General features: G+C 60.7%; 31 protein-coding genes and 5 pseudogenes. 23 read left to right on the forward strand and 13 right to left on the reverse strand.

Annotated elements, in window-relative coordinates; genetic code table 11:
* Positions 1-111 precede the first annotated feature (111 nt).
* Genes WI26_RS33385 through WI26_RS07390 form a run of 5 tightly spaced genes read left to right on the forward strand, consistent with a single transcriptional unit; the run spans position 112 to position 4,033 of the window.
* Positions 112-186 (forward strand): hypothetical protein, encoded by a 75-nt coding sequence (locus tag WI26_RS33385; protein ID WP_418219701.1) that lies wholly within the window; start codon positions 112-114, stop codon positions 184-186.
* Positions 179-2,179 carry a mannosyl-glycoprotein endo-beta-N-acetylglucosamidase gene (locus WI26_RS07375; RefSeq protein WP_069225604.1) on the forward strand — a complete coding sequence of 667 codons (2,001 nt, stop codon included), beginning with the start codon at positions 179-181 and terminating at the stop codon, positions 2,177-2,179. The genes WI26_RS33385 and WI26_RS07375 overlap by 8 nt, the downstream gene beginning before the upstream one ends.
* On the forward strand, positions 2,176-2,751 hold the full coding sequence (locus tag WI26_RS07380) for a phage baseplate protein (protein ID WP_081334239.1): 576 nt from the start codon (positions 2,176-2,178) through the stop codon (positions 2,749-2,751). Before WI26_RS07375 ends, WI26_RS07380 begins: the two co-directional genes overlap by 4 nt.
* Complete coding sequence (locus WI26_RS07385) at positions 2,751-3,068, forward strand: phage baseplate plug family protein (RefSeq protein ID WP_069225605.1); 318 nt, start codon at positions 2,751-2,753, stop codon at positions 3,066-3,068. Before WI26_RS07380 ends, WI26_RS07385 begins: the two co-directional genes overlap by 1 nt.
* Entirely contained in the window at positions 3,065-4,033 is a 969-nt protein-coding gene (locus WI26_RS07390) for a phage protein (RefSeq protein ID WP_069225606.1), read from the forward strand. Before WI26_RS07385 ends, WI26_RS07390 begins: the two co-directional genes overlap by 4 nt.
* Here WI26_RS07390 and WI26_RS07395 read toward each other — a convergent pair.
* A complete protein-coding gene (locus WI26_RS07395; protein ID WP_069225607.1) occupies positions 4,030-4,407 on the reverse strand; it encodes a hypothetical protein in 378 nt (125 codons plus the stop codon). The genes WI26_RS07390 and WI26_RS07395 overlap by 4 nt on opposite strands.
* A 3-nt stretch (positions 4,408-4,410) precedes the next feature.
* Here WI26_RS07395 and WI26_RS07400 point away from each other — a divergent pair, with 3 nt between their 5' ends.
* The 7 genes and pseudogenes from WI26_RS07400 (at position 4,411) to WI26_RS07420 (ending at position 9,303) form a co-directional block, all read left to right on the forward strand.
* Positions 4,411-5,163: a Gp138 family membrane-puncturing spike protein gene (locus tag WI26_RS07400; RefSeq protein ID WP_069225608.1), complete on the forward strand. Its 753-nt coding sequence runs from the start codon at positions 4,411-4,413 to the stop codon at positions 5,161-5,163.
* Between the two features lie 8 nt (positions 5,164-5,171).
* Complete coding sequence (locus tag WI26_RS07405) at positions 5,172-5,525, forward strand: hypothetical protein (protein ID WP_069225609.1); 354 nt, start codon at positions 5,172-5,174, stop codon at positions 5,523-5,525.
* A complete protein-coding gene (locus WI26_RS07410; RefSeq protein WP_069225610.1) occupies positions 5,522-6,703 on the forward strand; it encodes a baseplate J/gp47 family protein in 1,182 nt (393 codons plus the stop codon). Before WI26_RS07405 ends, WI26_RS07410 begins: the two co-directional genes overlap by 4 nt.
* Positions 6,703-7,119, forward strand: a pseudogene (locus WI26_RS32920) (DUF2612 domain-containing protein); the annotation flags it as partial. The gene WI26_RS07410 and the pseudogene WI26_RS32920, both read left to right, overlap by 1 nt.
* A pseudogene (locus WI26_RS33390) lies at positions 7,114-7,815 on the forward strand (phage head spike fiber domain-containing protein); the annotation flags it as partial. The pseudogenes WI26_RS32920 and WI26_RS33390, both read left to right, overlap by 6 nt.
* Before the next feature lie 168 nt (positions 7,816-7,983).
* Positions 7,984-8,223: pseudogene (locus WI26_RS32925) on the forward strand (DUF2612 domain-containing protein); the annotation flags it as partial.
* Between the two features lie 63 nt (positions 8,224-8,286).
* On the forward strand, positions 8,287-9,303 hold the full coding sequence (locus WI26_RS07420; protein ID WP_069225612.1) for a hypothetical protein: 1,017 nt from the start codon (positions 8,287-8,289) through the stop codon (positions 9,301-9,303).
* A 194-nt stretch (positions 9,304-9,497) separates the two neighbouring features.
* Here WI26_RS07420 and WI26_RS07425 read toward each other — a convergent pair whose 3' ends face one another.
* Positions 9,498-10,472: an acyltransferase family protein gene (locus WI26_RS07425; protein WP_069225613.1), complete on the reverse strand. Its 975-nt coding sequence runs from the start codon at positions 10,470-10,472 to the stop codon at positions 9,498-9,500.
* Positions 10,473-10,558: 86 nt separating this feature from the next.
* On the reverse strand, positions 10,559-11,344 hold the full coding sequence (locus WI26_RS07430; protein WP_167359239.1) for an SGNH/GDSL hydrolase family protein: 786 nt from the start codon (positions 11,342-11,344) through the stop codon (positions 10,559-10,561).
* A 167-nt stretch (positions 11,345-11,511) separates the two neighbouring features.
* Here WI26_RS07430 and WI26_RS07435 point away from each other — a divergent pair, with 167 nt between their 5' ends.
* From WI26_RS07435 to WI26_RS07460, 5 genes are all read left to right on the forward strand, one after another.
* Positions 11,512-11,649, forward strand: coding sequence for a hypothetical protein (locus WI26_RS07435; protein WP_227747606.1), 138 nt, complete (start codon positions 11,512-11,514; stop codon positions 11,647-11,649).
* The gene (locus tag WI26_RS07440) at positions 11,642-12,139 is read left to right on the forward strand and encodes a lysozyme (RefSeq protein ID WP_069225615.1); all 498 of its coding nucleotides are present in this window, start codon (positions 11,642-11,644) and stop codon (positions 12,137-12,139) included. Before WI26_RS07435 ends, WI26_RS07440 begins: the two co-directional genes overlap by 8 nt.
* A complete protein-coding gene (locus WI26_RS07445; RefSeq protein ID WP_069225616.1) occupies positions 12,136-12,681 on the forward strand; it encodes a hypothetical protein in 546 nt (181 codons plus the stop codon). The genes WI26_RS07440 and WI26_RS07445 overlap by 4 nt, the downstream gene beginning before the upstream one ends.
* Positions 12,678-13,154 carry a DUF2514 family protein gene (locus tag WI26_RS07450; RefSeq protein WP_069225617.1) on the forward strand — a complete coding sequence of 159 codons (477 nt, stop codon included), beginning with the start codon at positions 12,678-12,680 and terminating at the stop codon, positions 13,152-13,154. The genes WI26_RS07445 and WI26_RS07450 overlap by 4 nt, the downstream gene beginning before the upstream one ends.
* Before the next feature lie 374 nt (positions 13,155-13,528).
* Entirely contained in the window at positions 13,529-14,200 is a 672-nt protein-coding gene (locus WI26_RS07460; RefSeq protein ID WP_069225619.1) for an SOS response-associated peptidase family protein, read from the forward strand.
* A gap of 34 nt (positions 14,201-14,234) precedes the next feature.
* Here WI26_RS07460 and WI26_RS32155 read toward each other — a convergent pair whose 3' ends face one another.
* On the reverse strand, positions 14,235-15,248 hold the full coding sequence (locus WI26_RS32155) for a DUF3800 domain-containing protein (protein ID WP_155768744.1): 1,014 nt from the start codon (positions 15,246-15,248) through the stop codon (positions 14,235-14,237).
* A gap of 190 nt (positions 15,249-15,438) precedes the next feature.
* Positions 15,439-16,341 carry an HNH endonuclease gene (locus tag WI26_RS07475; protein WP_069225622.1) on the reverse strand — a complete coding sequence of 301 codons (903 nt, stop codon included), beginning with the start codon at positions 16,339-16,341 and terminating at the stop codon, positions 15,439-15,441.
* A 74-nt stretch (positions 16,342-16,415) separates the two neighbouring features.
* Between WI26_RS07475 and WI26_RS07480 the strand changes: the two genes are divergently transcribed.
* Positions 16,416-16,595, forward strand: coding sequence for a hypothetical protein (locus tag WI26_RS07480; RefSeq protein WP_069225623.1), 180 nt, complete (start codon positions 16,416-16,418; stop codon positions 16,593-16,595).
* 75 nt (positions 16,596-16,670) lie between these two features.
* On the opposite strand, the gene WI26_RS07485 is transcribed toward WI26_RS07480, so the two are convergent.
* The 5 genes and pseudogenes from WI26_RS07485 to WI26_RS07500 form a co-directional block, all read right to left on the reverse strand.
* Complete coding sequence (locus tag WI26_RS07485) at positions 16,671-17,543, reverse strand: hypothetical protein (RefSeq protein WP_069225624.1); 873 nt, start codon at positions 17,541-17,543, stop codon at positions 16,671-16,673.
* A gap of 323 nt (positions 17,544-17,866) precedes the next feature.
* Positions 17,867-18,241: a hypothetical protein gene (locus tag WI26_RS07490; protein WP_236849300.1), complete on the reverse strand. Its 375-nt coding sequence runs from the start codon at positions 18,239-18,241 to the stop codon at positions 17,867-17,869.
* Entirely contained in the window at positions 18,193-18,435 is a 243-nt protein-coding gene (locus WI26_RS07495; RefSeq protein ID WP_155768745.1) for a hypothetical protein, read from the reverse strand. The genes WI26_RS07490 and WI26_RS07495 overlap by 49 nt, the downstream gene beginning before the upstream one ends.
* Positions 18,436-18,500: 65 nt before the next feature.
* On the reverse strand, positions 18,501-18,638 hold the full coding sequence (locus tag WI26_RS30960) for a DUF4224 domain-containing protein (protein WP_081334241.1): 138 nt from the start codon (positions 18,636-18,638) through the stop codon (positions 18,501-18,503).
* A pseudogene (locus tag WI26_RS07500) lies at positions 18,626-19,186 on the reverse strand (DUF5131 family protein); the annotation flags it as partial. The pseudogene WI26_RS07500 and the gene WI26_RS30960, both read right to left, overlap by 13 nt.
* Positions 19,187-19,410: 224 nt before the next feature.
* Between WI26_RS07500 and WI26_RS32930 the strand changes: the two are divergent.
* Positions 19,411-20,292 carry a hypothetical protein gene (locus WI26_RS32930; protein WP_236849301.1) on the forward strand — a complete coding sequence of 294 codons (882 nt, stop codon included), beginning with the start codon at positions 19,411-19,413 and terminating at the stop codon, positions 20,290-20,292.
* 156 nt (positions 20,293-20,448) lie between these two features.
* Here WI26_RS32930 and WI26_RS30970 read toward each other — a convergent pair whose 3' ends face one another.
* Positions 20,449-21,702: an acyltransferase family protein gene (locus WI26_RS30970; protein WP_167359240.1), complete on the reverse strand. Its 1,254-nt coding sequence runs from the start codon at positions 21,700-21,702 to the stop codon at positions 20,449-20,451.
* Between the two features lie 176 nt (positions 21,703-21,878).
* On the opposite strand from WI26_RS30970, the pseudogene WI26_RS32935 reads away from it, so the two are divergent.
* A pseudogene (locus WI26_RS32935) lies at positions 21,879-22,393 on the forward strand (transposase); the annotation flags it as partial.
* Positions 22,394-22,827: 434 nt separating this feature from the next.
* Positions 22,828-23,340, forward strand: coding sequence for a GNAT family N-acetyltransferase (locus WI26_RS07520; protein ID WP_069225630.1), 513 nt, complete (start codon positions 22,828-22,830; stop codon positions 23,338-23,340).
* 79 nt (positions 23,341-23,419) lie between these two features.
* On the opposite strand, the gene WI26_RS07525 is transcribed toward WI26_RS07520, so the two are convergent.
* Complete coding sequence (locus WI26_RS07525; RefSeq protein WP_069225631.1) at positions 23,420-23,884, reverse strand: plasmid fertility inhibition factor family protein; 465 nt, start codon at positions 23,882-23,884, stop codon at positions 23,420-23,422.
* Between the two features lie 401 nt (positions 23,885-24,285).
* Between WI26_RS07525 and WI26_RS07530 the strand changes: the two genes are divergently transcribed.
* Positions 24,286-24,615 (forward strand): hypothetical protein, encoded by a 330-nt coding sequence (locus WI26_RS07530; protein WP_236849302.1) that lies wholly within the window; start codon positions 24,286-24,288, stop codon positions 24,613-24,615.
* Between the two features lie 658 nt (positions 24,616-25,273).
* Here WI26_RS07530 and WI26_RS07535 read toward each other — a convergent pair.
* Positions 25,274-26,017, reverse strand: coding sequence for a DUF695 domain-containing protein (locus WI26_RS07535; RefSeq protein ID WP_069225633.1), 744 nt, complete (start codon positions 26,015-26,017; stop codon positions 25,274-25,276).
* Between the two features lie 199 nt (positions 26,018-26,216).
* Here WI26_RS07535 and WI26_RS07540 point away from each other — a divergent pair, with 199 nt between their 5' ends.
* Complete coding sequence (locus WI26_RS07540) at positions 26,217-26,525, forward strand: hypothetical protein (protein ID WP_059467577.1); 309 nt, start codon at positions 26,217-26,219, stop codon at positions 26,523-26,525.
* The last annotated feature ends 39 nt before the right edge of the window (positions 26,526-26,564 follow it).

Below are 26,564 nucleotides of genomic sequence, written 5' to 3' on the forward strand. Positions count from 1 at the left end.
ATCCGCACGCTGCCCGGCGGCGAGGACTGGCTGCTCGCGCCCGTGCACGCGCAGATGTGTCGGTACGAGTCGCTGATCGACGGGACGCTCGGTCTTGCCGACGTTGCGTTGATGAACGACTCCCTTGCTGTCCGGGCAGACAACGACGCGGCGTTCCGCCGCAAGATGGAAAGAGAAAATGGCTGATTCGATCGTCATCCGCGAGTTCCTGGTCGCGCTCGGCTTCAAGGTCGACGAGAAGGGCCTGAAGAACTTCAAGGAAGGCGTCGAAGGCACGACGAAGGGCGTCAAGCAGCTGATCGCGACAGTGTCCGGCGCTGCCCTCACGGTGAGCGCCGGCGTCGCGGCATTCGCGTCGAAGCTCGAGCGCCTGTATTTCGTGTCGCAGCGCACGGGCGCGTCGGCGGCGAACCTGCGCGGCTTCGAATTCGCCGCGCGGAACATGGGCGTCTCTGCCGAGGCGGCGACCGGCACCATCGAGAACCTCGCGCGCTTCCTGCGCAACAACCCGGCGGGCGAGGGCTACCTCGCGACGCTCGGCGTGCAGACGCGCAACGCGAACGGCGAGCTGCGCGACACGGTCGACATCATGTCCGACCTCGGCAAGGCCCTGGCGAGCAAGCCGACGTGGCTGTCGAGCCAGTACGGCAACATCCTCGGCATCGACGAGAACCTGATGCTCGCGATGCGCAACGGGGACTTCGAACGCCTGCTGAAGCAGTACCGCGAGATGTCGCAGACGACTGGCCTCGACAAGGCCGCGGACGACTCGCACAAGTTCATGACGCAGCTGCGCGGGCTCGGCACGACGTTCGAGAATCTCGGTATTCGCGTCGAGGGTGCGATGCTGGGGAAGGTTGGTCCGAGCCTCGATCGGTTCCAGCACTGGATGGACGAGCACGGCGACGAGGTCGCGAACCGAATCGCGGACATCGCGAGCGCCATTCTGAAGGTGGCAGAAGCGGTCGGCCCGCCACTCGGGAAGCTGGTCGACCTGTTCATCGAGCTCGACCACTCGACGAACGGTTGGTCGACGAAGATCCTCTTGCTCGGCGTCGCGCTGAAGGCGCTTGGGGTGTTCCGCATCGCGCGGGGCATCTGGAAGGCCGCTGCTGCGCTCCGCGTGATGGGGGCGGCAGGCACCGGCACGGCCAGCGTCATCTCCGGATTGATCGGCAATGTGGGCGGATTGATCACGCTGTTGGGACGTTTGTCTGCGATCGCCGGCGCTGCATTCGCAGGCTGGAAGATCGGCGATGCGCTGCGCGACTCGGTCGACGGATGGATTTCGAAGGCTTCCGGCGGCCGATTCCGCTCACTCTGGGACGTGCTGACCGGGAAGGATCGGCGCGGCCTCGACGCGACGGGCGGTTACACACAGGCTGAGATCGACAGCGTGAAGGACGGCGGCGGCGCGAAGCTGACGCCGCCGCGCGGCGCTGCTGCTGCGCCGGCGGCCGCAGCGCCCGCCGCATCAGGCGGTCTGGCTGGCGCGATGTCGCGCCTCGCTGACACGGCGTTCGGCCGGCTGATCGCGCGCGGTGAGGGTGATTACAACAGCGTCAACCGCGGCGCGCGCGGCGGTTACCGCGCCGGCACCGAGAACCTCGAAGGCATGACGCTCGCGCAGGTCATGGCGGCGCAGCGGGCCGGTCAGTTCAATGCGGCCGGCCGGTACCAGATCATCGGCGGCACGCTCGCCGACGCGGCGCGATCGCTGAAGCTCAATGGCAACGAGATGTTCGACCGGAAGCTGCAGGACCGCATCTTCGAGCAGTACCTCGTGCGCAACAAGCGACGCGCGATCGCCGACTACATTGAAGGGCGTAGCGATGATCTGCGCGGCGCGTTGCGCGCGGCGTCGCGCGAGTGGGCGAGCGTCGCGGACCCCGACACCGGCCGCAGCTACTACGCCGGCAAGGGCAACAACCGTGCGAGCATCACGGCGGCCGAGATGGAAGCCGCGCTGCGGAACACGCGCGCGACGTACCAGCCGGCGGCCGGACTGACCGCGCAGTCGACGGCGCGCGGCGGCGCGGCGAAGGTCGAACTGCACCAGAGCACCCAGATCCACGTGAGCGGCGCCGGCGATCCGAGCGCCGCGGGTCGCGCGGTCGAGCGCGAGCAGCGCGCGGTGAACGCCGACATGGTGCGCAATCTACAGGGAGTGATCGCGTGATCCTCGACATGATCATGATCTCGCCGAAGAAGATCGGCAGCATCACGGTGCAGGTCGCGATCGAAGAGGTCTACAACGACGAGCTGACGATCACCGAGCATCCGGTCGAGCAGGGGGCGCAGATCACCGACCACGCGTTCAAGCGTCAGCCGGACCTCTCGATGCGCTGCGGGTGGAGCAACGCCGACTACGAGGCGTTGCTCGGCGCTGCGGAAGCGAGGTTCGACGGCGGCGGCCTGCCGTCTGCACAGTACATCAACGCAATCTACTCGCAGCTGCTCGCGCTGCAGCAGGCGCGCACGCCGTTCGACGTCACGACGAGCCGCCGCACCTACCAGAACATGCTTCTGCAGGGGCTGCGGCTCACGACTGATGTGAAGACGTCGAGCGCGCTGATCCTGACGGCGACGCTCAAGCAGATCCGCATCGTGTCGACGCAAGTGACGAAGCTGCCACCGCGCGAGAACCAGGCCGACCCGGCATCGACGGCTGAGACTGGCAACGGCGGCTCGAAGGCCGCAATGCCGGCGACGCCCGCGCCGGGCGGCGCAGTGCCGCCGGGGAGTATGTGATGCCAAGTTTCTTCGAGATTCCTTTTTCGCCGCGTCCGGAGCGCTTCACCGTGACGCTGAGCGGGATCGACTATCGCCTGACCGTCCAGTACCGCAAGGGCGGCGGCGCGGGGTGGGTGCTCGACATCGCGGACGCCTCGGACAACCCGATGGTATCGGGCATCCCGCTGGTGACCGGCATCGACCTGCTGGGTCAGTATAAGCACCTGGGCTTTCAGGGGCGGTTGTGGGTGCAGGGTGCCGCTGATCCGGACGACGTTCCGGCGTACGAGGATCTCGGCATCGGATCGCACGTTTTCTGGGTGACGGACCAATGAGCGTTGAGCAGTTCGGCCGGAAGGTATCGCTGATCATCGGCTTCGACAGCGGCGAGGCTCTGGACCTGTCCGAGCTTCGCATCGTATTCCGCGTGCAGCGTGGCGACCTGCAGACGCCCAATTCTGCGCGGATCCGCGTCTACAACGTGTCCGCGACGACGGCGCGGCGCGCGCAGAAGGAATTCACTCGCGTCGTGCTGCAGGCCGGCTACGAGGGTAACTACGGGATCATCTTCGACGGCCAGATCAAGCAGGTGCGCCGCGGGCGCGAGAGCCAGACCGACACGTTCCTCGACATCACGGCGGCGGATGGCGATTCCGCGTACAACTTCGCGGTGGTGAACACGACGCTCGCGGCTGGATCGACGCCCGCTGACCATGTAGCGGCGGCCTGCACCGCGATGAACCCGTACGGCGTGCAGCAGGGATATTTGCCCGAACTGCCGTCGAACCCGTTGCCCCGAGGCAAGGTGATGTTCGGCATGGCGCGGGATTTTATGCGATGGACCGCACGAACCACGCAGACGGTCTGGAGCATCCAGGACGGCAAGGTAGTGATGGTGCCGGAGACGGCGTACATGCCTGGCGACATCCCGAAGATCACCTCGGATACCGGCATGGTCGGGCTGCCGCAGCAGACGGCGAACGGCATCGAGGTGAAAATGCTGCTGAACCCGAGCGTGAAGATCGGCCGGCTGATTTGGCTCGACAACGCGAGCATCCAGCAGTACGAGTACAGCTTGAACGTCGGCCAGCAGGCCGAGAACGAGCGGATCGAGATGCAGGCGAAGCTGCAGGACGACGGCTTCTACTATGTGATGCTCGCGGTGGTGAGCGGCGATACGCGCGGCGAAGAGTGGTACACAAGCGTGACCTGCCTCGCGGCCGACGTCACCGTGCTGCCAGACTCGTTCAGGGACAAGGCAACTGTCCCGCCGGACGGCGTCATCAAACGGTTCGGCTAGCGGCCGTACGTCGGGAGCGCCTTGATGGTCATCCTGGCCCAGTTCACGTAGCTACTCACGTCGGCTCGCGCCAGCGTGTTGAGGGGGACCGACTTCGTCGGCATCTTCGGCACGACGATCACCGCGTCGCCGTCGATCGTCTCACCCCAGCAGCCGATGTCCCACACGCCACGGTAGGACTCGTAGCGTCGCATGTTCTTCGCGTTCGCGAGCGGCAGGTCGCACTTCTGCGTGGTGTACAGGATCGTCGGGAATTGGTTGTCGACGGTCACGCCGACCTTCATGCCGGCGAACGGGTAGACGTATGCGTCGTCAGCGACGGCGGCGAGCGGTGTGAGCAGTGCGGCGGTCAACAGCAGTTTTTTCATCTTCATCCCATGGATCGACGTGAAAGGGTAGGCGACCCGGAGATCGCCCTGCGTGAAGCGTTTGACGGCGTGCGGGCGGGCATCTGGACGGCCTTGCCCGGCATCGTCCAGTCGTTCGAAAGCGCCGCCGACCGGCCGCCGACGTGCAGCGTGCAGCCGGCCATCAAGGCTCAGGTGCGCGGCATCGACGGCACGATTCAGAGCGTCGCACTGCCGCTGCTGGTCGAGTGCCCGGTCCAGTTTCCTGCCGGGGGGAATTGTACGTTGACGTTTCCGGTCAAGCAGGGTGACGAGTGCCTCGTCGTGTTCGCGTCGCGCTGCATCGACGCCTGGTGGCAGTCGGGCGGCGTGCAGGAGCAAGCGGAACTGCGCATGCACGACCTGTCGGATGGCTTCGCGCTGCTCGGCTTCCGATCGCGGCCGCGCGCGCTCGCCGGCGTCAGCGGCAGCTCGACGCAGCTGCGCAGCGACGACGGCGCGACCTACATCGACCTGAACCCGACGCTGCAGAAGGTCAAGATCGTCGCGCCTGGCGGATTCGACGTGGTCGCGCCACTGTCGACGTTCTCGGCGGCCGTGACGATCACGGGGCTGCTGACGTTCGTCGGCGGTATGGTCGGCAGCGCGGCGAGCGGTGCCGCGGCCGTGTTCAACGGCATCCTCAATGTGATTGGCCAGATCACGGCGAACGGAAAGCGCGTCGATGACACGCATACCCACCGCGAGAACGGCGCGGGCAGCAATACGAGCCCGCCTAACTGAAGACTTCCATGCGATACCGAAAACTCGACGCTGACGGTGATTACGTCTTCGGCGGGGGCGCGGCCGACTTTCTCGTGAACACGCCGGAGACGGTCGCCCAGGCCGTGCTGACGCGCCTGCGCCTGCTGCGCGGCGAATGGTTCCTCGACACGACGGCCGGCATGCCGTGGGCTACGGACGTGCTCGGCAAGTACACGAGCGGCAAGTATGACGCGGCGATCCGCACGTGCATTCTCGGCACGCAGGGCGTGACCGAGCTGACGAGCTACTCGAGCACGGCCGATCCTGAGACGCGCGTGCTTTCCGTCACCGCGACGATCAACACCATCTACGGCTCCACCACGGTACAGGCGACATTGTGACTCTCACGACCATCGCACCCACTATCGACGCGAACGGCATCACCGCGCCGACGTACGCGGACGTGTTTGCGTATCTACAGGATCAGTTCCGCTCGATCTACGGCGCCGACACGTACCTGGAGCCGGACAGTCAGGACGGGCAGATGCTAGGCGTGTTCGCGAAGGCGATCAGTGACGCAAATTCGGTGGCGATCGCGATCTACCGATCGTTCAGCCCGGCGACGGCGCAGGACGATGCGCTGTCGAGCAATGTCAAGATCAACGGCATTGCACGTAAGACCGCGTCGTACTCGAGCGCCGACCTGGTGCTGGTCGGGCAGGCTGGCAAGACGATTACGAACGGCGCGGCGAAGGACGCCAACGGCGTGCAATGGATGCTGCCGGCGACCGTGACGATCCCGCCGAGCGGCACGATCACCGTCACCGCCATGTGCGCGACGATCGGCGACGTGTCCGCGCGGGCCGGCACGATCAACCAAATCGCGACGCCGGCGCTGGGCTGGCAGTCGGTGACGAACCCGGCGGACGCCGCCGAGGGTGCGCCGGTTGAAAAAGATGCCGCGCTACGCCAGCGCCAGATGGTGTCGACAGCGCTTCCGTCGCTCACGGTGCTCGACGGCATCATCGGTGCGGTGGCGAATGTCGCCGGCGTCACGCGGTATGTGGCGTACGAGAACGACACCAGCGCGACGGACGGGAACGGCATCCCGTCGCACTCGATCTCGCTCGTGGTCGAGGGCGGCGACGCGACGGCGATCGCGAATGCGATTGCAGCGAAGAAGACGCCAGGCGCCGGTACGTACGGCACCACGGCGATCGTAGTCACGGACATCTACGGCCGCCCGATCACGATTCGGTTCTTCCGACCCGTGGCAGCGCCGACCGGCGCCACGGTGACGATCAAGGCGCTCACCGGTTACACCAGCCAGACCGGTCAGCAGATCCAGCAGGCCGTGTCGGACTACATCAATGGCGTGCAGATTGGCGGCGGGCTCTCCGGCAGCGTCGAATGGGGCGACGCGTTGACTGCGGCGAACAGCGTCGGCGGCGGCGTGACGTTCAAGCTGTCCGGGCTCACGCTGACCGGGCCGCGCGGCGCCGGCGCACCCGACGTGGCGCTGCTGTTCAACGAGGCGGCGTCGTGCACGCCCGCGAATGTCACTCTGGTGGTGAACTGATGACCGCGTCTCTTTCCGACTACGCCGCGCTCGTCACGTCCGAGCACCGCGACAAGCCGCGGTTCATGGCGACGGTCGGCGCGCTCGTGCAGCCGCTCGTCGATCAGATTAACGTGCTGGTGAGCATGCCAGCCAAGTTCGACCTCGACAACGCGGTCGGCGTGCAGCTCGACGACGTTGGCCTCTGGGTTGGTGTGTCGCGGAAGATCCGCACGCCGCTGACTGGAATCTACTTCTCGTTCGACATCGCCGGCCTCGGGTTCGATCACGGGACATGGAAGGGGCCGTTTGATCCCGACACGGGCCTCACGGTGCTCGACGACGAGACTTATCGGCTGGTCATCCGCGCGAAGATCGGCGCGAACCACTGGGACGGGACGCTCGAATCGAGCGCGGCGATCCTCAACAGCATCTTCGGCAACCCGAGCGGCGATCTCATGTCGGTGCGCGCCAACGGCGAAGTTTTTGCTATCGGCGATGGCACCACGAAGAACTTCCCGCTGTCGTACGGCGGTGTTCAGGTTCGCCGCGTCGACAGCGCGACGCTCTATCGCAGTGACTGGCAGGGGAACCAGCAGCTCTATCCGACGGCGCGGACGAACATCATCGCGCAGTCGTCTGCGTTCGACAACGCGGCGTGGACGAAGAACCTGTACACGATGGTGCCGGCGGCTATCTCGGCACCGGACGGCACGTTGACGGGGCAGAAGCTCGCCGATAGCGACAACACGGCGAACGTGCACACGTTGCTGTCCCCGACGAGCACCGCGCTCGGTGTTGGGGGCATCGGTTGCGCTTCGGTATTCCTTCAACAGGGTGATCGCCCATATGCCGTTCTGCGCCTCCAGGACACTTCAAACTCGGGCAACTACTGTTACGCGGTGTTCAACCTGTCGACCGGCGCGGTCCTGCAAGCTAACGCGGCCGGAGCCGGCGCGAGCGTATCCGCGGGGATCGCGTACATCGGCGGGGGCTGGTATCGCTGCTACGTGGCTGGCATTCCGAACCCGAGCGGGAGCGGCGCCCGGATGCTTATCGGAGCACCGCTGACGAATACCAACAGCACGAACTACACGGGCGTCGCGGGGCAGGGCATCTACGTTTGGGGTTCTCAGGTTGAAGCAGGCCCGGTGCCAACCGCGTATATCCCCACAACGACGGCCCCGGTCGCGGTGACGGACTATGCTCTCAGCTCGAGCGGCGTTGCGCAGTTGGCCGTCGCTCCGGCGTCCGGCGCAAAGCTGTCGTGGACCGGGGGCGGGGCAGTGTACCGGCAGGGCACGCGAGTTTTCATCGAAGACCACCAGGACATGTCGATGACGATCGGGATCGCGGGAAAGGTGCCTTCGGTGGTCTTCCTCGCGCTGCTCGCTGGCGGCTACATCCCTCTGAAACCCGAGGGCGTGCGGGTCAACTACACGATCGTGACCAGCGTGGACGCCGCGCCACTTTTCGGCTTCGACGTGAGCAATCAGTACATCGCCGGTTTCGATACCGGGGCATGGGGCGTACCAGCCTGAGCATCCCAACGCATTTATCGCCATGATCCGCCTACGCGCGGCTTTTTATTGCTCGGAGCACAGATGGCAAACAACAACTTCAAGGCGTTTGCGGGCGCTGCCAACGCGAACGTGATGACGCAGGCAGATTACGAGGCACTCTCGGCACTGCTCACCGGTTTCCAAAGCGGCACCGCGCAGTCGCAGCAGCTCAACAAGGTGTGGCGCCAGAGCTCGATCATGGCGGCCGTGCTCGCGCAGTTCATCGTCGACCTTTCCGGTCAGGATGCGATCGACGATGGGACGACGGCTACGCTGCTCACAAACCTGAAAGCCGCTATCCAGGCGCAGTCAGCCGCAGTGGTCGGCCAAGCGCGCAATGTCAGCATGTCGGTAGCGGCGGCGTCTAGCACTGCGACGTTCACTGCGGATGAGATCGTCGTGGGATCCGCACTTGGAGGTAAGAAGTATGTACTCGGTGCATTCAACAAGACGGTCAACCTCACTGCGACAGGCGCGGGCGGCATGGATGCGGGCAGCGCGCCGGCGAATGGATTCGTTGCACTGTATGCGATCTACAACCCGACAACACAGGCAACCGCATTGCTTGCGACGAACGCGACTAGTGCAGCGGTTCCGAATGTCTATAGTGCTGGCAATGCACCCGCTGGCTATACGGCAAGTGCATTAGTTAGCGTGTGGCCGACGAGCAGCAACGGTCAATTTATTGCAGGGTATCAAGTCGATCGACAAATCTCTCTCGTAACGACCGTTGCGGCATCGACGACGAGCCAGATCACTACTCTGACTGCTTTGACTATTGCGGTTCCGAAAAACGCCAGGACCATCAGTGGTTGGGCGAGCGTCAATAGTTTGAATGGCGTGAATGCGCAGACGAACGTCTCTGGAAGCGCCTCGACTACGACGCTCGGTATCGGTCTTCAACAAATTGCCGGTTCCTCGACCAATTCAGGCGTTACGAGCGCGGGTTCTTTCAACGATATTCCCCTGATTACTCCGCAAACTGTCTATTGGTCGTCGTATCTTTCATCAGGGACGTTTAACCAAGGAATTTTGTATCTGAGCAAATACACATTCTAAGGAGGAACTTTGGTTACCCTAAATGTACAGTTCGCGGATAGCAAAGAGCAGGTGATCATTGCCTACTTTGCATCTCCGCAAGATGCCGCTGTTTATGCAAATTCGGGGACCGTGTCAACCGATGATGCCAGATGGGCAGCCTTTTACCGCGCGCTGCCTGACGAGGTGGCCGGTTATTTCCCGGCTCCGAATAGCTAGCCCCCGACAGCCTGCGCTTCAATGCGAGGAGCGCCCCGCATGCGGTACCGGATCGCGATCGCAGGGCGCTCCACGAAATAGTAGCTTACTGCGGCGAGGGAAATTGACGTGGCCATGAAAGCGGCCCGGTGCACCCACGAATGCACCGACACGCCGATTATCATTTCCACGTAGATGAGCACGTAGTGATTGAGATAGACGCCGTAGCTCAGATTGCCGGCGATCTGGTCTATGCGTCCCGTTTTCATTCGAGAAAGGAAATAGACGACCGGGATGCCCGCCACAATGCCGGCAAGAATCTCGATGTTGTAGCCTATCCGGTAGTTCGGGAATCCGATCCACATGGCAATCATTGCCAGTGCTACACACCAGATTGCGGCGGTCTCCTGGAGTCGCTCGGTTCGAATGTAACTTCCCGCAATGAACATAAAGAGCGTGCCAGGCAATAATCTATATCCAAACACATCCGGGTCGAGATGTCCGGTCAGCGCGTATGCGAAGAAAGCGAGAGAGCAAATACATGCTACGCCGCGCAGTCGGAATAGAAGTACGAAAGGGAATGCAGCGTAGAAGGTGAATTCAAGCCCGAGCGACCAACTTGGTGGCAGCACGAGCGCATGCGGGATTAGGTACATGTAGTAGCCCGTCGGCAGCATGAGTGCATTGAGCAGGGCCGTCCAGGCGTTCAACTCGGTGAGGTTCCAGTCCTGTATGTGGAAGATTTTCGCGAGCGCTATTCCGGCTCCCAAATAGAACAGGAATTGCGGGAACAGACGTAACGCCCGATCCAGGGCGAACATCGGCAACTGCTGCACGCTCGCATAGTACTTTTCGATTAGGGCGGTGGTCACGTAACCGCTCATGAGAAAGAACGATACGACGGCAAATACGCCGGGGTTGTGTCCGTTGACGGTCACGCCCGTGTGGGAGGCGACAACGAGCAGGGCTAGCAAGAGCCGGAATGTGCCCATGATCCAGGATGGTGACGAAAAACGGCAATTTTACAGGGCATTGCCTTGCATCTACGTAGCCGTCGTGGCGTTTCGCACAATGCGGGCTATTGCATGGACTGCACCAGCGGCATCAGAACGGCAGCCTCTCGATGCGCCTTGATCTTGTACAAGGTATCGCTCGGGTGGACGCAGTCTATGAGCATGGACTGCCAGTTTGGCAGGCTCGCGATGAAATCGTAATGCTCGATAAGTGTCACGCCTTGCTGTTTGGCGACGTCGCGCATAACGCTGACGTAGGCGCCGACGTTTGGCATTTTTGGATCACAGACGGGATTGGGTTCCTCGAGGACTGGCGTTTTGCCCGTTGCTCGCACGACTGCGATCCAGTTCGTCAGGTCTGCAGCGTACTGGTCGATAGTGCGGCCCATCGAGTCGTTGACCGCATAGTTCGCGAGCACGATTTGCGCTGTGCTGTTGGCGGCCAGACGCGTGGCGAATGGTTGGGTGTAGTAGGGAGGCGTACCCTCCAGGGAGTCGATCGCCTTCGCCCCCGACGACCCGTTGTTTTGAACCGCGACAGTGCTGCCGAGCTTCGCCTGAAGATCTTCCTGCAGGACGGCGACAGCGTTGCTGGAGCTCTGGATATAAGAGCCGTTCGCAGCAGTGCCCGCATATCCCCAGATTAGGGAGTCGCCTTCGGCGTCAATGGTGATGTGGCGCGTCATCGGAGATGGTGGTGACGTCTGTTGAGCCGAGTTGGTCGGGTTTTGTTCTGCCGAGTCTCCGCCACCCCCACATCCGCTACAGGAGACAACGAGCGTCCCCAGCAGAGACGCGATAACGCCTTTCATAGCGGCGCTTCCTTTGGGTTTACGCAGTTTGGTCGACATTGTAGCGAACCTCCATATGGGAATAGATGCGCGGGGAAAGCAGAGACGTTTCATTCACACGCTGTTTCGTGTGAATTTCAATTCGCCGCTCACGAGCGGCGTTTTTCGTTTACGGGGAATCGATGAAGAGCGATCTCGCGACGAGCGCTGCAAAGGTGGCGCCTGCAGTGGGGAGCAATTTCTGGTTGTGGCTGACTAGCCACGACATCAACTGGTGGGTAGCCGTCGCGACGATCGCGTACATCGGCCTGCAGGCGTACTACCTGATCAAGAACAAGGGGAAGAGGGCACTGCTCGATGGCTAACGTACCGAAGAAGACACTCGCTGGTGTTGTGGGGGCTGCTGCGGCAGCCCTTCTTTTTTCCATGGTTCCGAAGTTCGAGGGGCTCGAGCTCGTCGCACGGCCGGATCCGATCGGGATCGTCACGGCGTGCAACGGCGACACGAAGGACGTGCGAGCCGGCCAGCGCTTCACGCCGGAGGAATGCCGTACGCGCCTCGAGCAACGGCTCATCCAGCACGCCGAGCCAGTCCTGAAGTGCACGCCGGTTCTGAAGGGGCACACGTACCAGCTCGCGGCCGCGGTCAGCTTCGCCTACAACGTCGGCGCGGGCGCGTACTGTGGCAGCACGACGGCGAAGCGGTTCAACGCGGGCGATTGGAAGGGCGCGTGCCGCGCACTGAACGAGGCGGATAACGGCCGGCCGCAGTGGGTGACAGCCGGCGGCCGTGTGCTGCCGGGTCTGGTGAAGCGACGCGCTGAAGAGCGTGCACTGTGCGAGCGCGGCCTATGACGACGAAAACCCATGAGACGCGACGCACGCTCGCGGAGGATGTCTTTTATCCCGACCACGAGCCGCGCACCGAATCGCCGACGTTCCGCGCGAGCAAGCGCACGATGAAGGCGGCCGGCGGCTACGTCTGCGCGGTGTGTGGTGATGACCAGGCTGTTGAGTCGCATCACCGGTTCTTCGAGTGGGCGTTCTCGCACGCGATCGACTGGAAGTGGATCCGCGGCGTTGCGCTGAACCAGATCGACACGATGTTCAGCCACAAGCTGCAGCGCGTTGTGCCGATCCCACGCCAGCACCCGGTCTGGGACGTGATCAAGCTGACGCAGGGCTTCGACTGGGAGGCGTTCGACCCGGCGCGGCCGGAGGCATTTGTCGACTCGACCTACAACCAACTGCTGCTGTGCGCGCTCCATCACCGGGGCAAGGATCACGGCCGGCATGAAGAAAGTGATCCGGTCTGGAGCGTGCAGGCGTTCCTGCTGCCGGGCTTCGTCTACTCGCCGGACGAATTGAAGCAGCTGCATGCGAAGGAGCGGAAATGACCTGGCTCGACGCCCGATTATGGCTTGCCGTCATTTTGGCGGCGATCGTCGGCCTCGCCGGCGGGTACTTCAAGGGGCACGCCGACGGCGTGCGCACCACCGCCGCGGCGGCGCAGAAGGCGCAGCTCGACGCCGTCGCAGCCGCGCGCGCCGAGGAACAACGCCGCATCGCGGCACAATCGGAGATCGCAAAGGATGCGAACCAACAGCGTACTGCCGCACTCGCGGATGCTTTTGCTGCTCGCGCTGCCGCTGGCGGCCTGCACCAGCGTGTCGACCAGCTCGTCGCAGCCGCCCGCCATTCCGCCGCTTCCGCCGCAAGCCCGGCAACCGGAGACGCCCTTGATCTGCTTGCCGACGTGCTCGGCCGCGCTGACCAACGCGCGGGCGAACTGGCAGAGTATGCTGACCGCGCCCGCATCGCCGGCCAGCAGTGCGAACGCGACTACGACGCGCTGACGGCGCCTCACTGATTGCCTGGATAGAGGCTTCCATCCTTCATCGCTTCAGTCTTCGGCTTGCCTAGCCTCATCCTGCAAGATCAATCGCAGCTTATGGAGAGCCGCGAGGTGGCCGCCTACGTCTTCGGACCAGACCTTCTGAACCGTTTGGCGCAGGTTCTCCGCGTCCCTGAACTGGCGTCGACACCGGGCGATCTCGAGGATCAGGCGTCGTACCTCATGGCCCTCCGGGTAGCGCCGCCACATCTGGCGTAGCTCGCGATTGGTCGGCGATTGGAAGGATGGGAGCGGCTGGCGAAGCATGGTCGGGCGAAATTATGCTGTATGGATATACAGTGTATCCCGGGGTAAGATGGTTCCGTCAAGGATGAAAATCGGGGACGGCAATGTGCACGAATTATGTGGCGCCCGGCGAGGATCCCGGGCTGAGCGAGCTGCGCATCGACAGCTTCGTCGATCTGTACCGCTGGCATCCGTGGAAGCCTGAGATCTATCAGGACTATGACGCGCCGATCGTCGCGAGCATCGACGGGCAGTTCAAGCCGCTGATCGCCGGCTTCGGTTTCTGGCCACGCGCGCTGCAGAAGGCCAACGTCGAGAAGGCGAAGGAGCAGGGCAAGAAACCGCCGATCATGCGGAGCACGATGAACGTGCGCGACGACAACCTCGGGAAGTCGCCGCTGTACGCGCCGGCATGGCGCGCGGGGCGCCGCTGCCTGATTCCGGCGAAGTGGATCTACGAGCCCAACTGGGAGACTGGCAAGCACGTGCGCTACCGGATCGGGTTGGCCGGCTGGCGGCCACTCTGCGTCGCTGGCATCTGGCGCACGCTACAGTACCCGGATGACGTCGAGCGTCACACCATGGCGATGATCACCGTGAACGCCGACGAGCATCCGATCATGAAGCACATGCACCGGCCCGGCGATGAGAAGCGCTCGGTCGTCATCATGCAACCAGAAGACTGGGATGAATGGCTCACGACGTCGAACGTCGAGGCGGCGCGCGCCATGCTGCAACTCTTTCCGGCCGCGGACATGGCGGCAGAGCCGGCGTGATTTGAGCTACGTCTGTTTGCTCGCATCGACTCGACTATTTCTTCAACAATGGTCGAGAGTATCTGTTCATGAGTTGCACAAACGCTGTCGCCTTTTCATTGGTTAGCCCCTCCTGATCTAGCGATAGCAACCGAACAGTCGTCTCGCCCTTTGGGGCCTGGAGCATATTCATGCCCAGTGCCAACGCAACGCTCTCGGGAGAGTCGAAGTTTGATCGAAGGACGCGACGTACGCCTGAGGCGATCAAGTCTGCTACCTGAACGCCGGAGAATTTCTGCGAGTCTACGTATTTGAAGTCATCGTTGATCATTTTCCCAATATTCGCGACGTTTCCACTGCCCGTGTCAACGTCCAAGCCGTAAGTCTCTTTGAGATAGTTTGGTTCAGTGCCGGGTTCATACTCGAATCGCTTGAAGTGACGGTAATCTTCACCTTCAAGAACGATCATTGGATCTCGCAGAGACTTAGTTTGAAGCACTCCCGGCAATATACTCTTGAATGCGTTCTCATACGGATTCGGTATTCGATCCTTCTGGTCCACGCGCCACCGAAAGTGAGCCAAAGTTGCCGGCTCTCGTTGCACGTAGTATACAGGGGCATACTTCACAACGGTGTGTATGAGTTCTGCCTGCAGAGCGAGTTGCGTGTAGAGTTGCAACGGCAGCGCACCGATCTTATCGGCAAGGTCTGTGACCGCCTTCCGGCCTCCTTCGTACACCATGTGGTCTACATTCTTCCTGATCTTCGCGACCTGAAGTTGCTGATGATGCTGTATTTCATCGCGACGATGCAGGCTAACGTCGACGGCTACGGAAAATGCTATACCACCCAACGCTTTGAGTTCGGTCAGGAACTTGACGAAATCGCGTTCCGGGATTGCACCCAGTTTGACTTCACGCCCTGCGCCGTGCGTGAATCGCAATTTTGAGACCAGCGCATCCAATGGACGCCGCTTAGATTCAGGTAAAACGAAGGCGGCGATCGTACACCAAGCATTCTCCTTATCGGAAAATGTGAACGTCCCAGATTCGTCAACGAATATAAACATGTTTCATGTGAATCGCGATGGATGCAGCGTTGAATGAAAACGGTAAACATGGCATTTTTGCCTTCGCCTCCATTGTCACTGGATGCACCAACATCATTGACGATATGCATAAACACGCGTCACATCGCGGCGCACCTATTTGTTGACCGATGTTGTATCCAGTGGAACGGATCTTCAAATGCGGATTGAACTAGTCGAACTTGTATCGGGAGCGGTGGCGTGCCAGAAAGGTTTTGTTGCCTTTTGTGACCTTGCGCAGCCCGCGGTGACGATCCAGGGCAAGGACCTGTTGGTCGTGGCGGGACAACTGCGACCCGATCAGCAGGCCACCGTTCTGGTCAAACGAAATCAACCCCTTATCGAACAGCCGATCAATATGTGGTGCGAGTAACAAGCCGTTGTCCGGATCGACTCGCTCGTCGTTCGTGCTCAGGCTCCAAGCGTGGATATGTGATGCTATGAGAAGGTCGGTGTTTGCAAGGCCAGTGAGTGAACATTGGTTGTCCCACCTCTTGAGCAGGTCTGCCCGAAATTTGCCCTGGCCAACCCGGGCCTTTACGATCGCATCGCGGGTTGTCTTCGATACCTTCTTCCCGTTGCCACCATCCGTTACTAGCGCGTCTTCGAAGCGTTCGATCATCTGCGACGACTCGAGCAGGTACGTGCCGGCATCTTGCGGCAAACGCGCCATATAAATTTGCTTGAGCGTTCCGGCGCTTGTGAATAGAGGGGGTGACGTGCGGTGGTCGAACCGGGATATGAACTCACCCGAGACTTCGTCACGAAACACAGGCGTCTTTAGTTCCGTCAGTTCGACATCGACTCGGTGCCCACTGGCATTCCATTCGGAGAAGGAGCGGCTCGGGGGACGCGGAGCCAAATACGAATCCTTGACCGCCCTAGCGATATGAGAAATCCGTTGGCTATGGCAGCAGAAGATCAAGTCACCCGCTTTAACAGCCGCCACGTTGTCCCAGTGCTCTAAGCGCTGTTCCTTCCCGGACTGAGTGATCGTGTGTTGTGGTGCCCAGAGGAAATTACCGCTGAGAACTTCATTGATGGTCAGCCCGACGTTTACCCAGTAGAACTTCATTGCCCCGTAGCCCTGATTGTTGTGTTCGTGAGACGTTACCTCTCTTTACTCGACAGTGGAAGGGGGCGGGCGGAATGAATGGCAACGTTCAGGCGGGTCGTTCGCCGCGTAATGCCCCGAATCCCATCACCCGATCGATCGGGATCCTGTGGCCGAAAGACTTGGAGGAAGGGCTGATGGCGTCAAACGCCGAAGTGGTTAGGGCGACGCTGCAGCTTTACCCGGCGCACGATACGGTGTTCGAGCCGAGCTGATACAGATTTATGCCGAATCCAACGGGACGCAAATTGTACATGTGGCGCTCGTTCGGCTGCGATAGGAAGAAATTATCACGCGCCGTTCTGCTGTGCCTGAAACTGCGCCTCAAATTTCGCTATCATTTCTGCGAGAAAGCGCTCTGCATTCGCTGCGTTTTGCGCGTATACATGTTGGAGTGTGGCCGGGTTGTCACCAGCAATAGAGAACTCTGCGCGGATAGCAGCGATAGCGGCTATGACCTTCCTAGCCACGTCGGGCTGAAACTGAAGTAACGATTTAAGAAATTCTATCTGAGCAGCACTTAATCTCAACGCTGATGCTTCGCGCCGAGCAGTCCAATGGTTGATCTGCTCCTGCGTGAAATTGATCTGTGCTTGGAGAAAACTGGCTTTCTGAGGATCCAGCGGCCCTTGAAACAACATGTCAGTCTGCATTTGCACCCAGCGTCCATGGTCGCCGATAGCCCGCTCGACAATTGAATTGTCAGCGACCATCTGATCGTGAGCTTGTAATAGCGGCTGACGGCTCACGAGAAGTTGGGTGAACATCAAACGCATAGCGTCGGCCAGACTGCCAAGTGCGGTGACGGTGTCGTGACTGCCGATAGCACTCGCCTTTGAAGTTTTCGCGACCATTTCGCTATACGAGTCTGTGACCTTCGCTTGCAATACAGCGGGATCGGACATTGACCCCATCGTGGTAAACGCTAATGAAATGGACTCGATAGCTGGAATGTAAATGTCTCTTCGCAACTGCATCTCGCGTTCGATCGCCTTCTGCCTGGTGTCGTGATCGAGCTGCTGTGTATGTCGCCGTGACAGGCCGAAGTTTGTTATCAAAACGCCCAGCACTGTGATGAGGGAGCCAACAATTCCTGACCAGACTACGTCGGGGATTGACGTCAGGGCACTATGGGCAGTGGCGATTGTTGTGCAGTCAGGCATCTACATTCCCCAATGACGGCAGCTTTTTCCGGATTAGATGGATCATATCTGAACCTTGGCGACAGGGGAAATCGATGGCTATTTTTGCTGGAAGATGGCCGAACTAGCCTACGCTACACAAGACTGAGCGATGGTCGCACGTTCCAACGTCCTTGCGTAATGCATTGATTTTTCGTGGGAATGTATAAGGATTGTGATTCCTGTTGTCGTGGGTTCGAGTCCCATCAGCCACCCCAAAGAATTCATAGCAGTATCAAGAAGTTAGAAACGGCACTGAGATTTTATCCAGTGCCGTTTTTGTTTTGGAATTCCCAAATTGGGAATTACATGCCTCGGCGCTTCACGATTTTCGTTCGATCGTAGACACGCGCAGTCGTCGCCGGATTGGTGTGCAGATCCGGCAATGCGCCGTGTTCGGCCTTGTATCGGGTGACGTAATAGGCCCGCAGGTCGTGGAACGTGAAGCGCTTCGCCATTACCTTTTCCTGCAGCGCGTCGGTCATTAGCTTCGACCACATCGCCTTGAATCCGGCCGGCGTGTAGTGCGTCGCGTAGCGGTTCGAGAACACGTAAAGGCAGTCATCCTTCCGCACGGCGCACAGGCGGCCAATCAGCTCCGTCAGCGCCGGCGTGATCTCGATCTGCTCGATTACTGCGAGTAGCGCGACCAGCCGGGCGTCTCCTGGAACTGCTCCCATAGGCGCGCGATCGTGCCAACGTCGTCGCCGGCGCCGAGGATGTCGAGCACCTTCCGGATCGCGAGCAGGCGGTCCTGCCCGAGGTTGATCGGCTTCTTGCCTACCGGGTGATAGCGGTGGTAGGTGAAGCCTTCTTTTCGTTTCCGGGCCTCCATGCGTGGCAGGAGCCCATCGCGCTCCCGGTGCTTCTTCATGCTGCGCGTCTCCATTTTGGCTGCGTGCGCGGCGTCGCCTCGGCGCGCGGCTGATTGACCTGCTCCTACGTCAGCATCGGATGGCCGTCGGCCTTGCGCGGCGCATCGATGCCGAGCGCCTTCTTGATCCAGCGGGTCTGTGCCGCTCCCTGTTTCAGGCCGCCCGTCAACTCGACGAGCTCGGCGTTCGTCACGATCGGCATTGGGGCACCTCCGGGAATTCATCATGGGTGAGGCCTTCGAACAACCTGCCGGCGGCATGCTTGTCAGCGTTGCCCATGATCGTTCCGTCACCGTGCGTAAATTTCCCACCGCGCACGCGTACACCCTCGGCGTGGCCCATCATCGGAACCCATTCCCCCCATTGCTTAAACAGGAACGGCACGCCGTATGTCACGCACTGGTCGTGAAGCGAGCAGGCCCAGTCGGGATGCATCGGCCGCGCACCAGGGCCACTTTCGCCACCCACGATCACCCAGTCGATTTCCGGCGAACGGTAGCCAGTTCCATCCTCCGCATATTCGGTGGTCGGGCCGTGAATCCATGGCGCGTCGGCGGGGCAGTCCTCGCAGGACTGCATTTCCTGCATGCAGCAGATGCCAGTCGGATCGAACCACGCTCGAAGATCGACCGGACCAAGCAGCGGCTCCATGGATAGAAAGCGGCGGCACGCGGGTGTCATGAGCAGCTTTTCGACGTCGCGATCAGCCTCGACCTGGTCAACGATCGTGGCGCCAAGCCAGACGTTTGACCATGGCCACGGTGTGTTGACGCCGCGCCCGGCGAGCTCGAGTACGCGTCAACTACACGATAGTCTCGAGCGTCGACAACGAGCCGCTGTTCGGTTTTTGACGTCAACAACCAGTACATCGCCGGTTTCGATACCGGGGCATGGGGCGTACCAGCCTGAGCATCCCAACGCATTTATCGCCATGACCCGCCTACGCGCGGCTTTTTTTATTGCTCGGAGCACAGATGGCAAACAACAACTTCAAGGCGTTTGCGGCCGCTGCCAACGCGAACGTGATGACGCAGGCCGATTACGAGGCACTCTCGGCACTGCTCACCGGCTTCCAAAGCGGCACCGCGCAATCGCAGCAGCTCAACAAGGTGTGGCGCCAGAGCTCGATTATGGCGGCCGTGCTGGCGCAGTTCATCGTCGATATGACAGGCCAGGACGCCATTGATGATGGTACGACGGCGACGCTTCTGGCGAATCTCAAGAAGTCGATGCCGGGCAGACTGCGCAACACGCAGGTATTTCAGATCGCGGGGACGTTCGTCTATACGCCTACGGCTGGCACAAACAAGGTCCGTGTGCGCGTCATCGGTGCTGGTGGAGGAGGCGGGGGAAGTTCCGCCGCAACAGCAACTACGACGTCTACGGCAGGCGGGGCGGGTGGTTATGCAGAAGGCCTATTCACCGCGGGATTCGCGGGGGTCTCCGTGGTCGTAGGAAGCGGCGGAGCCGGTGGCGTAGCAGGGAACAACATCGGCTCAAATGGTGGCGCAAGTTCATTCGGCTCGCTGCTCTCGGCGACCGGTGGTTCGGGCGGCGGCGCTATTGCGGCAACGGCATCACCATACCTCGTAACTGGCAGCGGATCGGGAATTGTCGCTGGCGGAACGATCAATCAGAAGGGATGTGTCGGTGGCCATGGCCTATCGATGACTACCAGCTATGGGGTCAGTGGTGCTGGCGGTGGAACAGGGCTTCCCTATGCGAATTCGGCGCGCGGAGCGGACTCACAATCTCCCGGCGGCGGTGGTGGCGGTGCATGCTCGGGCGTCAATTCACCGGCGTTCTCAGGTGGACGCGGGGCCGACGGTATCGTCATTGTTGAGGAGTTTGCGTGATGAGAACATACGCAAGAATTCAGGACGGTGTGGTGTTCGAGTTTTTCGCAACGGACGGGAACATAAGCGAAATGTTTCATCCGTCCCTTGTATGGATTGACGTTACGGAGATGGAGCCGCAACCGGAGTTAGGTTCGCGCTTCGACGGGAAGCTGCTCACCGCTCGATCGATTGGCGATTGACACGGAAACCATGGTGTCGGTAATGAGCCACCCGCCTCGAAATACGGATCGAAGTGCGATCCACGTATTTGTAAAAGGGGACCGCAATAAGGAGCGAGGCCGTCAGTCCAACCGAGGTCGAGGCGATAACAGCTGTCATATATCCAAATGGCCGGATCCATGAAAATACAGCGCATCCCAATGTGAGCAGGATGCCGAAGTGGGTTAGGTAAAGACTAAATGAAATTTTCCCAAGCCATTGAGGTATGCGCGAAGACAGGAGTTCGCGCGCCCCCTTGCAGAAAAGTACGCCGAGAAAAATAAAAATTGCACTGATTTGGCATTCGAGTTGGAATGCGTTAATTGCACTCATAACCGGCATCCGGTTCGTGAAATCTAATATCTGTTGAAATTGATGCTCCATCGGAATAAACGCCAACAAGATCCCTCCCGCCAGCATGGTTAGCCCAACTGTCGAGTGGAGCAGTGAAGCTCTAAGATTGCTCGTATGCACTCTCTGGTAGACAACGAACCCGAGCATGAATAGAGACAAAAAGCTAGTGCCCGCGGTCACGAATATCATCAGCATGGCGAATCGCGCGATGATCTTCGGAAATGACCGAATAATGAATGCCACCGCCAATAGCATGAGCGACCCCCAGAATTCAAGATGAAGAGTCCACAGGGGAGGGTTCGTCGAGTGTATCAACGGGGTTAGTGTTTCGGAGGATGTGAGGAATCTGATATGTGAGAAGATAGATGATTGGCCGTATCCGAAAAGCATCGAATTAATGGCTAGTTCTTTTGCGAATAGTGATGGAATTAGATCGTTGCTCCACAGATGCGTTAGCCACGTTGAACCTGAAATTTCACTTGCGTGTAGTCGTGCGCCATGGAAAAAAAATTTCAGAAGCGCGGCAATAATCAGCGATGCTGCTACTGGAATATAAAGTCGCAGTGATCGCTTGAGTGCTTGTGTTGCAATTGATGAAGTCGAGTTTAGAAAAGAGCCGGCAAGCACGAATCCGCTCATAATAAAGAATACGTAGACTGCCACATATCCTTGGAAGGCAACAAACAGCGGAGAATTCGACGCGGCGTTTTCCCAAGCGAAATGCTCTGGCAAACCGGCGCGCGTGAATACTGGTAAGAACGCTGAGCCGTAATGAAGAAGGACGACTTGTAGGGCTGCGACGCCGCGAAGTCCGTCTACAAATTCAAATTTTGATGTTCGCGGTTGTGGCGTCATTGTGGGTGGGTCTCGATTTCGGTGGGATTCTACACGGTGCGAGACTACCCGCGGATCGCTCTCCATACAGAGCGCTATGTGTACGTGGCCGCCCGAGGCAGCGTTTTTGTTTACGTGACCTGCTCCCCGCGTTTAGTGCGGTGACAGTGTAGAGTCCGTTCCAGAGAGGAACGGCAATGAAGAAGCGATTCACCGAAGAACAAATCATCGGCATCTTGAAGGAAGCCGAGGCTGGCCTGAAGCCGGCGGAGCTGTGCCGCAAGTACGGCATCTCGGAAGCGACCTACTACAACTGGAAAGCGAAGTTCGGCGGGATGACGGTCTCCGAAGCGCAGCAATTGAAGGAACTGGAGCAGGAGAACAACAAGCTCAAGCGCCTGTTGGCCAAATCAATGCTCGACAACGCCGCGCTGAAGGACCTGTTGGCCCGAAAGTAGCAAGCCCGCAGGCCAAGCGCGAAGCGGTCCGAATCTTGATGACCGAACGCGCCATGGGTGTTACCCGGGCCTGCGAGCTGGTAGGGATTTCGCGCTCGCTGTTCTATTACGAATCACGCCGCCGAGTTGACGACGAAGCGCTGACTGGCCGGATGATGGTCGTCGCCGCGCAGAAGCGTCGTTACGGCTATCGCCGGATTCACGTGTTGTTGCAGCGGGATGGCTGCTTCGCCAACCACAAGCGCAAACTGAGGCGCGACTAATCCATCGCCGACTTATTGTGTGTTGACTCTTCAAACATCGGCCGCTGAGCTGAAACCAGCGTCGCTTCTTGAACGTAAGAAGCCCAGGGCGTCAGCGCGCGACATTTGTCGATGTCGGAAACAACTGCGTCAGCGCAGTGCTCGACGAGACAACCGGACCGATCTGCAGATTGGCGGAATAGGCCAGTGTCTTGGCACCAACCGCCAAAGCCTCACAGTCTTACATCCGTGTAATATTTCGGTTCCTCGTGCCCTCAGCTTTGCAGGGCCGTTCTGTCCCGACGACCCGGAAGGCGTCGGGACATTTTTTTGCGAGCGGTGCGCTCGTACAGCATCTTGTGCGAGTCGCGATTCAACCCACCGTCGAAACATTTGCGATTGCTACACTTTCCCGGCCTCCATCGCACAACGGGACCGACCCACGCATGCCGGAAAACCGACTCGTCATGCTACGCAGCGCGACACCACACGACGCAGACGACATTGCTCGCTTGCACACGCTGAGCTGGCAGAGCGCATATCGCCATATCCTGCCTGTTGCTTATCTGTTCGATGAAGTACCGATGGAACACGCGACGCGATGGCGAAACTACTTCGACCGCAGCGAAACCGAACGGGGCCTCGTGCTCGTCGCGGTATCGAACGGTATGTCCATCGGATTCGTGAGCGCCGAAAGATCGGTCGATCCGGAGCGCGGCGTCCTGCTCGATTGCCTTCACGTCCATCCTGCGCATCATGGAAAAGGGGCCGGCAAGCGCATGATCGAATTCGTGCGCGCGTGGGCGCGAAATATCGGCGTGGACAGGGTTCATCTTTCTGTGCTTGAGGACAATGTCCGCGCCATTGGCTTCTATGAGCACAATGGCTGGCGACTGGCGGCCGTCGAAACCAGCTTGATAGGCCGGACGGAGGTGAGCGACCGGATCTATGTGATCTAGGCCTAGCGGCCAGTCGGCATCGATTCGCACGGTCGCGCGGTGCACGACCCGTTCCGCGTGCAATGAAGCGCCGCGTCCGTTATTCGCTGCAATACCGCGCGAGCAAATCCGCCTCCGTTTCATGCACCTCGACCGGCAGGCTCGTCGCCCCGGCATACGCCAGATAGCGCGCGCGGTGCTGACCGTTTCGGAACGACGCGACGCCGACTTTCGACAGCCCCGGAATGCCGAACAGCGTCCGCGTTCGCGTCTCGCGAAAGGTGATGAAGGGCATCTCGGGAATACGGGCATCGGCCGGGTCGAGGAAGTCGCGGATACCCACGGCCTTGCCGGGCGCCCAGTATTCAACCGACGGCAGCACATAGTCGGTCGTGTCGCGATCGGCGCAGGCGAGCAGCTTCGTCAGGTTGACCGTCACCACGCGATGTCGCGAGTCGTCGGATGCGAACACCCGCTTGAGGTGCGTAGAGGCATAAGCGGCATGTCCCGAAAGCTGGATGATCCAGACATCGACGCCATCATGTTGTGCCCGGGCGAGTGACATTGTTTCCTTGGGGGGCAAGCGATTGTTGTGGCTGGAGTGTAGCAGCGCGATCGCGACTGCAGCCGCGGAGCAGGCAGATACCAGGAATCGACGATGGAATCGTGAGCGGTAAGGACGCGGCGCGGAATCGATCGCGCAATGGATACCGGACGGGGCGGCCATCTATTTTCAGTCGAGATCGACAGCTCGCGAGAATATCGCGATACTGCGTGGCGGAATGACGTGCAGCCCGGAATTCACACAAGATTCACGCAGCGCGTGAAGCCGGAATAGCGCAACGCACTATAAGAACCGAGAGGGCGGATTGGCCGGAGAAAATCATGTCGCCGGAACTTGAGATCGAATATCTCGATTATCGCTTCACGTCGACACTCGAAACGCGGGAAACGGGGCGAGTCGCCGTGGTCGACTGGCAACTGGATTCCATTTCGCGAGGCAAGACGTACGCGTGGGTCGTGCTCGACCGTTTTCTGAAACGCAACGATTTCGCCGACGAGGACGATGCGCGCGCCAGTATCGTCGACTGGCTGGAGCAACTGGTCTGCCCGCAGGGCGCGCCGCCCGTCGAAATCCCCGCGACGCCGGCGGCTGCCACAACCGGTGCTGCCGCCGGTGCGGTCGACAGCGATGCTTCAACCGCGGAAATCGTCAGCGATGTCATCGTTGAAATCGTCAGCGATTTCGACTGGATCGACATGGTTGCAGGATGGTTCACGGACGGTCCGGCGTAACGTCGGGTTTCGCGCCGTTCCAAAGCGAGTGATCTCGATCGTGAAACCTCGTGTCACGACAATACGGAAAGAAAATCCGCTGATTCAACGAAAAGCGGAGTGACGCGACTTCGACGATGCATGCGAGTTTCCGGAGGCTGACGCGCGATTGAAAAATCGCCGATATAAATCAAAAACGCCGGGGCTCGACACATGAAAAAGAAGAGCGCTGCTGACTGCCGGCGCGATTGTCGCGCCTTGGCCTTGACGTGCTGCACTCGGCAGCAGGCACGCGGGCTTTCCCGTTGAAAGGGTGAGTTGCCGCACAGACGGTGGCGCGGGCCACGATCACAATCTGGCCGGTTGACCGTTCTACCCCGGCCCGGTCAACCATTTCCCCGCTCGCTCGCGCAGGAGCGGGGGCTTTTTCCCCGCACGACGCATGCAAGCTGCGTCGGCGGAAACGGACAGGCGTTCGGCAAGCGGTGTCTCGCGCCACGGCGTCCGCTCGCCCGATCCGCATGAATCGTTTTCCTCGTGCCTGAGCGCTTGCTTGGGCCCATCGCCGGTTACGGCTGGCGATGCCTTGATCCCGGCGGCGCGCCATCGCGCTGCCGGGATGTTTTTTGTACCGCACCCGTCAAGGACCGACATGCGTGCAACACGCGTGTCGGCGGGATCAACCCGTCTGCTCGACGCTGGTTTCCCAGCCGTCGTATTCGCCGCCGAGCGAGCGCACCTCGCGATTGATGTCGAGCGTATGGCGCGTGATGTCGGCCAGCGCCATCGTGCCTTCGTGCGCAAACCGCACGGCCGATTTGCCGTCCTCGGTCGGCGCGACCGATTCGACCAGATAGCCTTTCGACTCGGCCCAGTCGGCGAACTGGTGTGCATCGCTCGGGTCGGGGAAGTAGGCCCAGTGCATCACGCGCCGGCTCACGTCGCTCGCGTCGCCTTTCTGCCGCAGCGCATCGAGCACGCGCATGTCGCGCATCAGTTGCCAGTCGTCGTCGGTCGGGTAGAGCGTGCGCCAGTACGTTTCCTTGTCCGGATCGTCCTGGTAGGCGTACTGAAGCGCGTAGGTCGTGTGCTCGGCCAGCGAGTCGACGATCCCGGCCGCGGCTTCCTCGTCGAACGGCACGTAGAACAGAAAATCCTGGTTGCCGTCGACCGTGATGCGGCCGACCTGCACACCGTTTTTCGCGGTCACTGCGGCATCCAGCAGATCCTCGATTTTCGTCAGACCGGCGAACTCGTCGCTGCTCGGCAGGCCGTCGGGCGTCGGATGTTCGAGCGCGACACGCACGCTGAGCAGCGACGTGCGCGGATCGCTTTCGGCGATTTCGGCAAAGCCGTGATTGAAGCTGATGAAGGCCTGATGGTCGCCCATTCTGGCTGGGAAGGTTCCCCAGGCGTCGGTCATGTGTTTCTCCCGTGCACGATTGTCTGTTGACGGTTGCAAAGCGTCCCAATGTATCATCGAAAACCGCGTTGGCCGACGCCGCGTGCGGGGATGATCGATCGGCAGGCCCGGTGGCGGTCGAGTACGCGTGCTGTCGCGCCATCGCCGGTTTCCATCGTCCGGCGTTCGTCCGGCCGCAATCGTTTCGAAGGAGAGCCCGATGTCGATGTTCGCGGTGAATGGTGTCCGAATCGATGTGCTTAGCGCACGTGTGACGCACGTGCGCTGGGCGGCCGTCAATCCGGCGGACCGGTCGTGGGCGGCGACGCCGAGCGAGGCGTCGGTGGCGGAAGTTGCGCGCGCGCTTGCGGCTGGCGACGACGTTCGCGCCGTGTTCGACGAAGCGGACGGGACGGCGGTGGGGCCGAGACTCAAGCGCGTGCTCTATCGCGACGCGTCGGAAGGGATCGAGCTCGATATCGATGCGACGAGCGAGTCGCGTACGCTGCGTGACCTTCCGCAAATCTAGAAAAAATGTCTGCAAGCGTGTCGATTTCCGTCGAGCCCG

Origin of the sequence: Burkholderia diffusa (assembly GCF_001718315.1) — a bacterium.
Classification (GTDB): Bacteria; Pseudomonadota; Gammaproteobacteria; order Burkholderiales; family Burkholderiaceae; genus Burkholderia; species Burkholderia diffusa_B.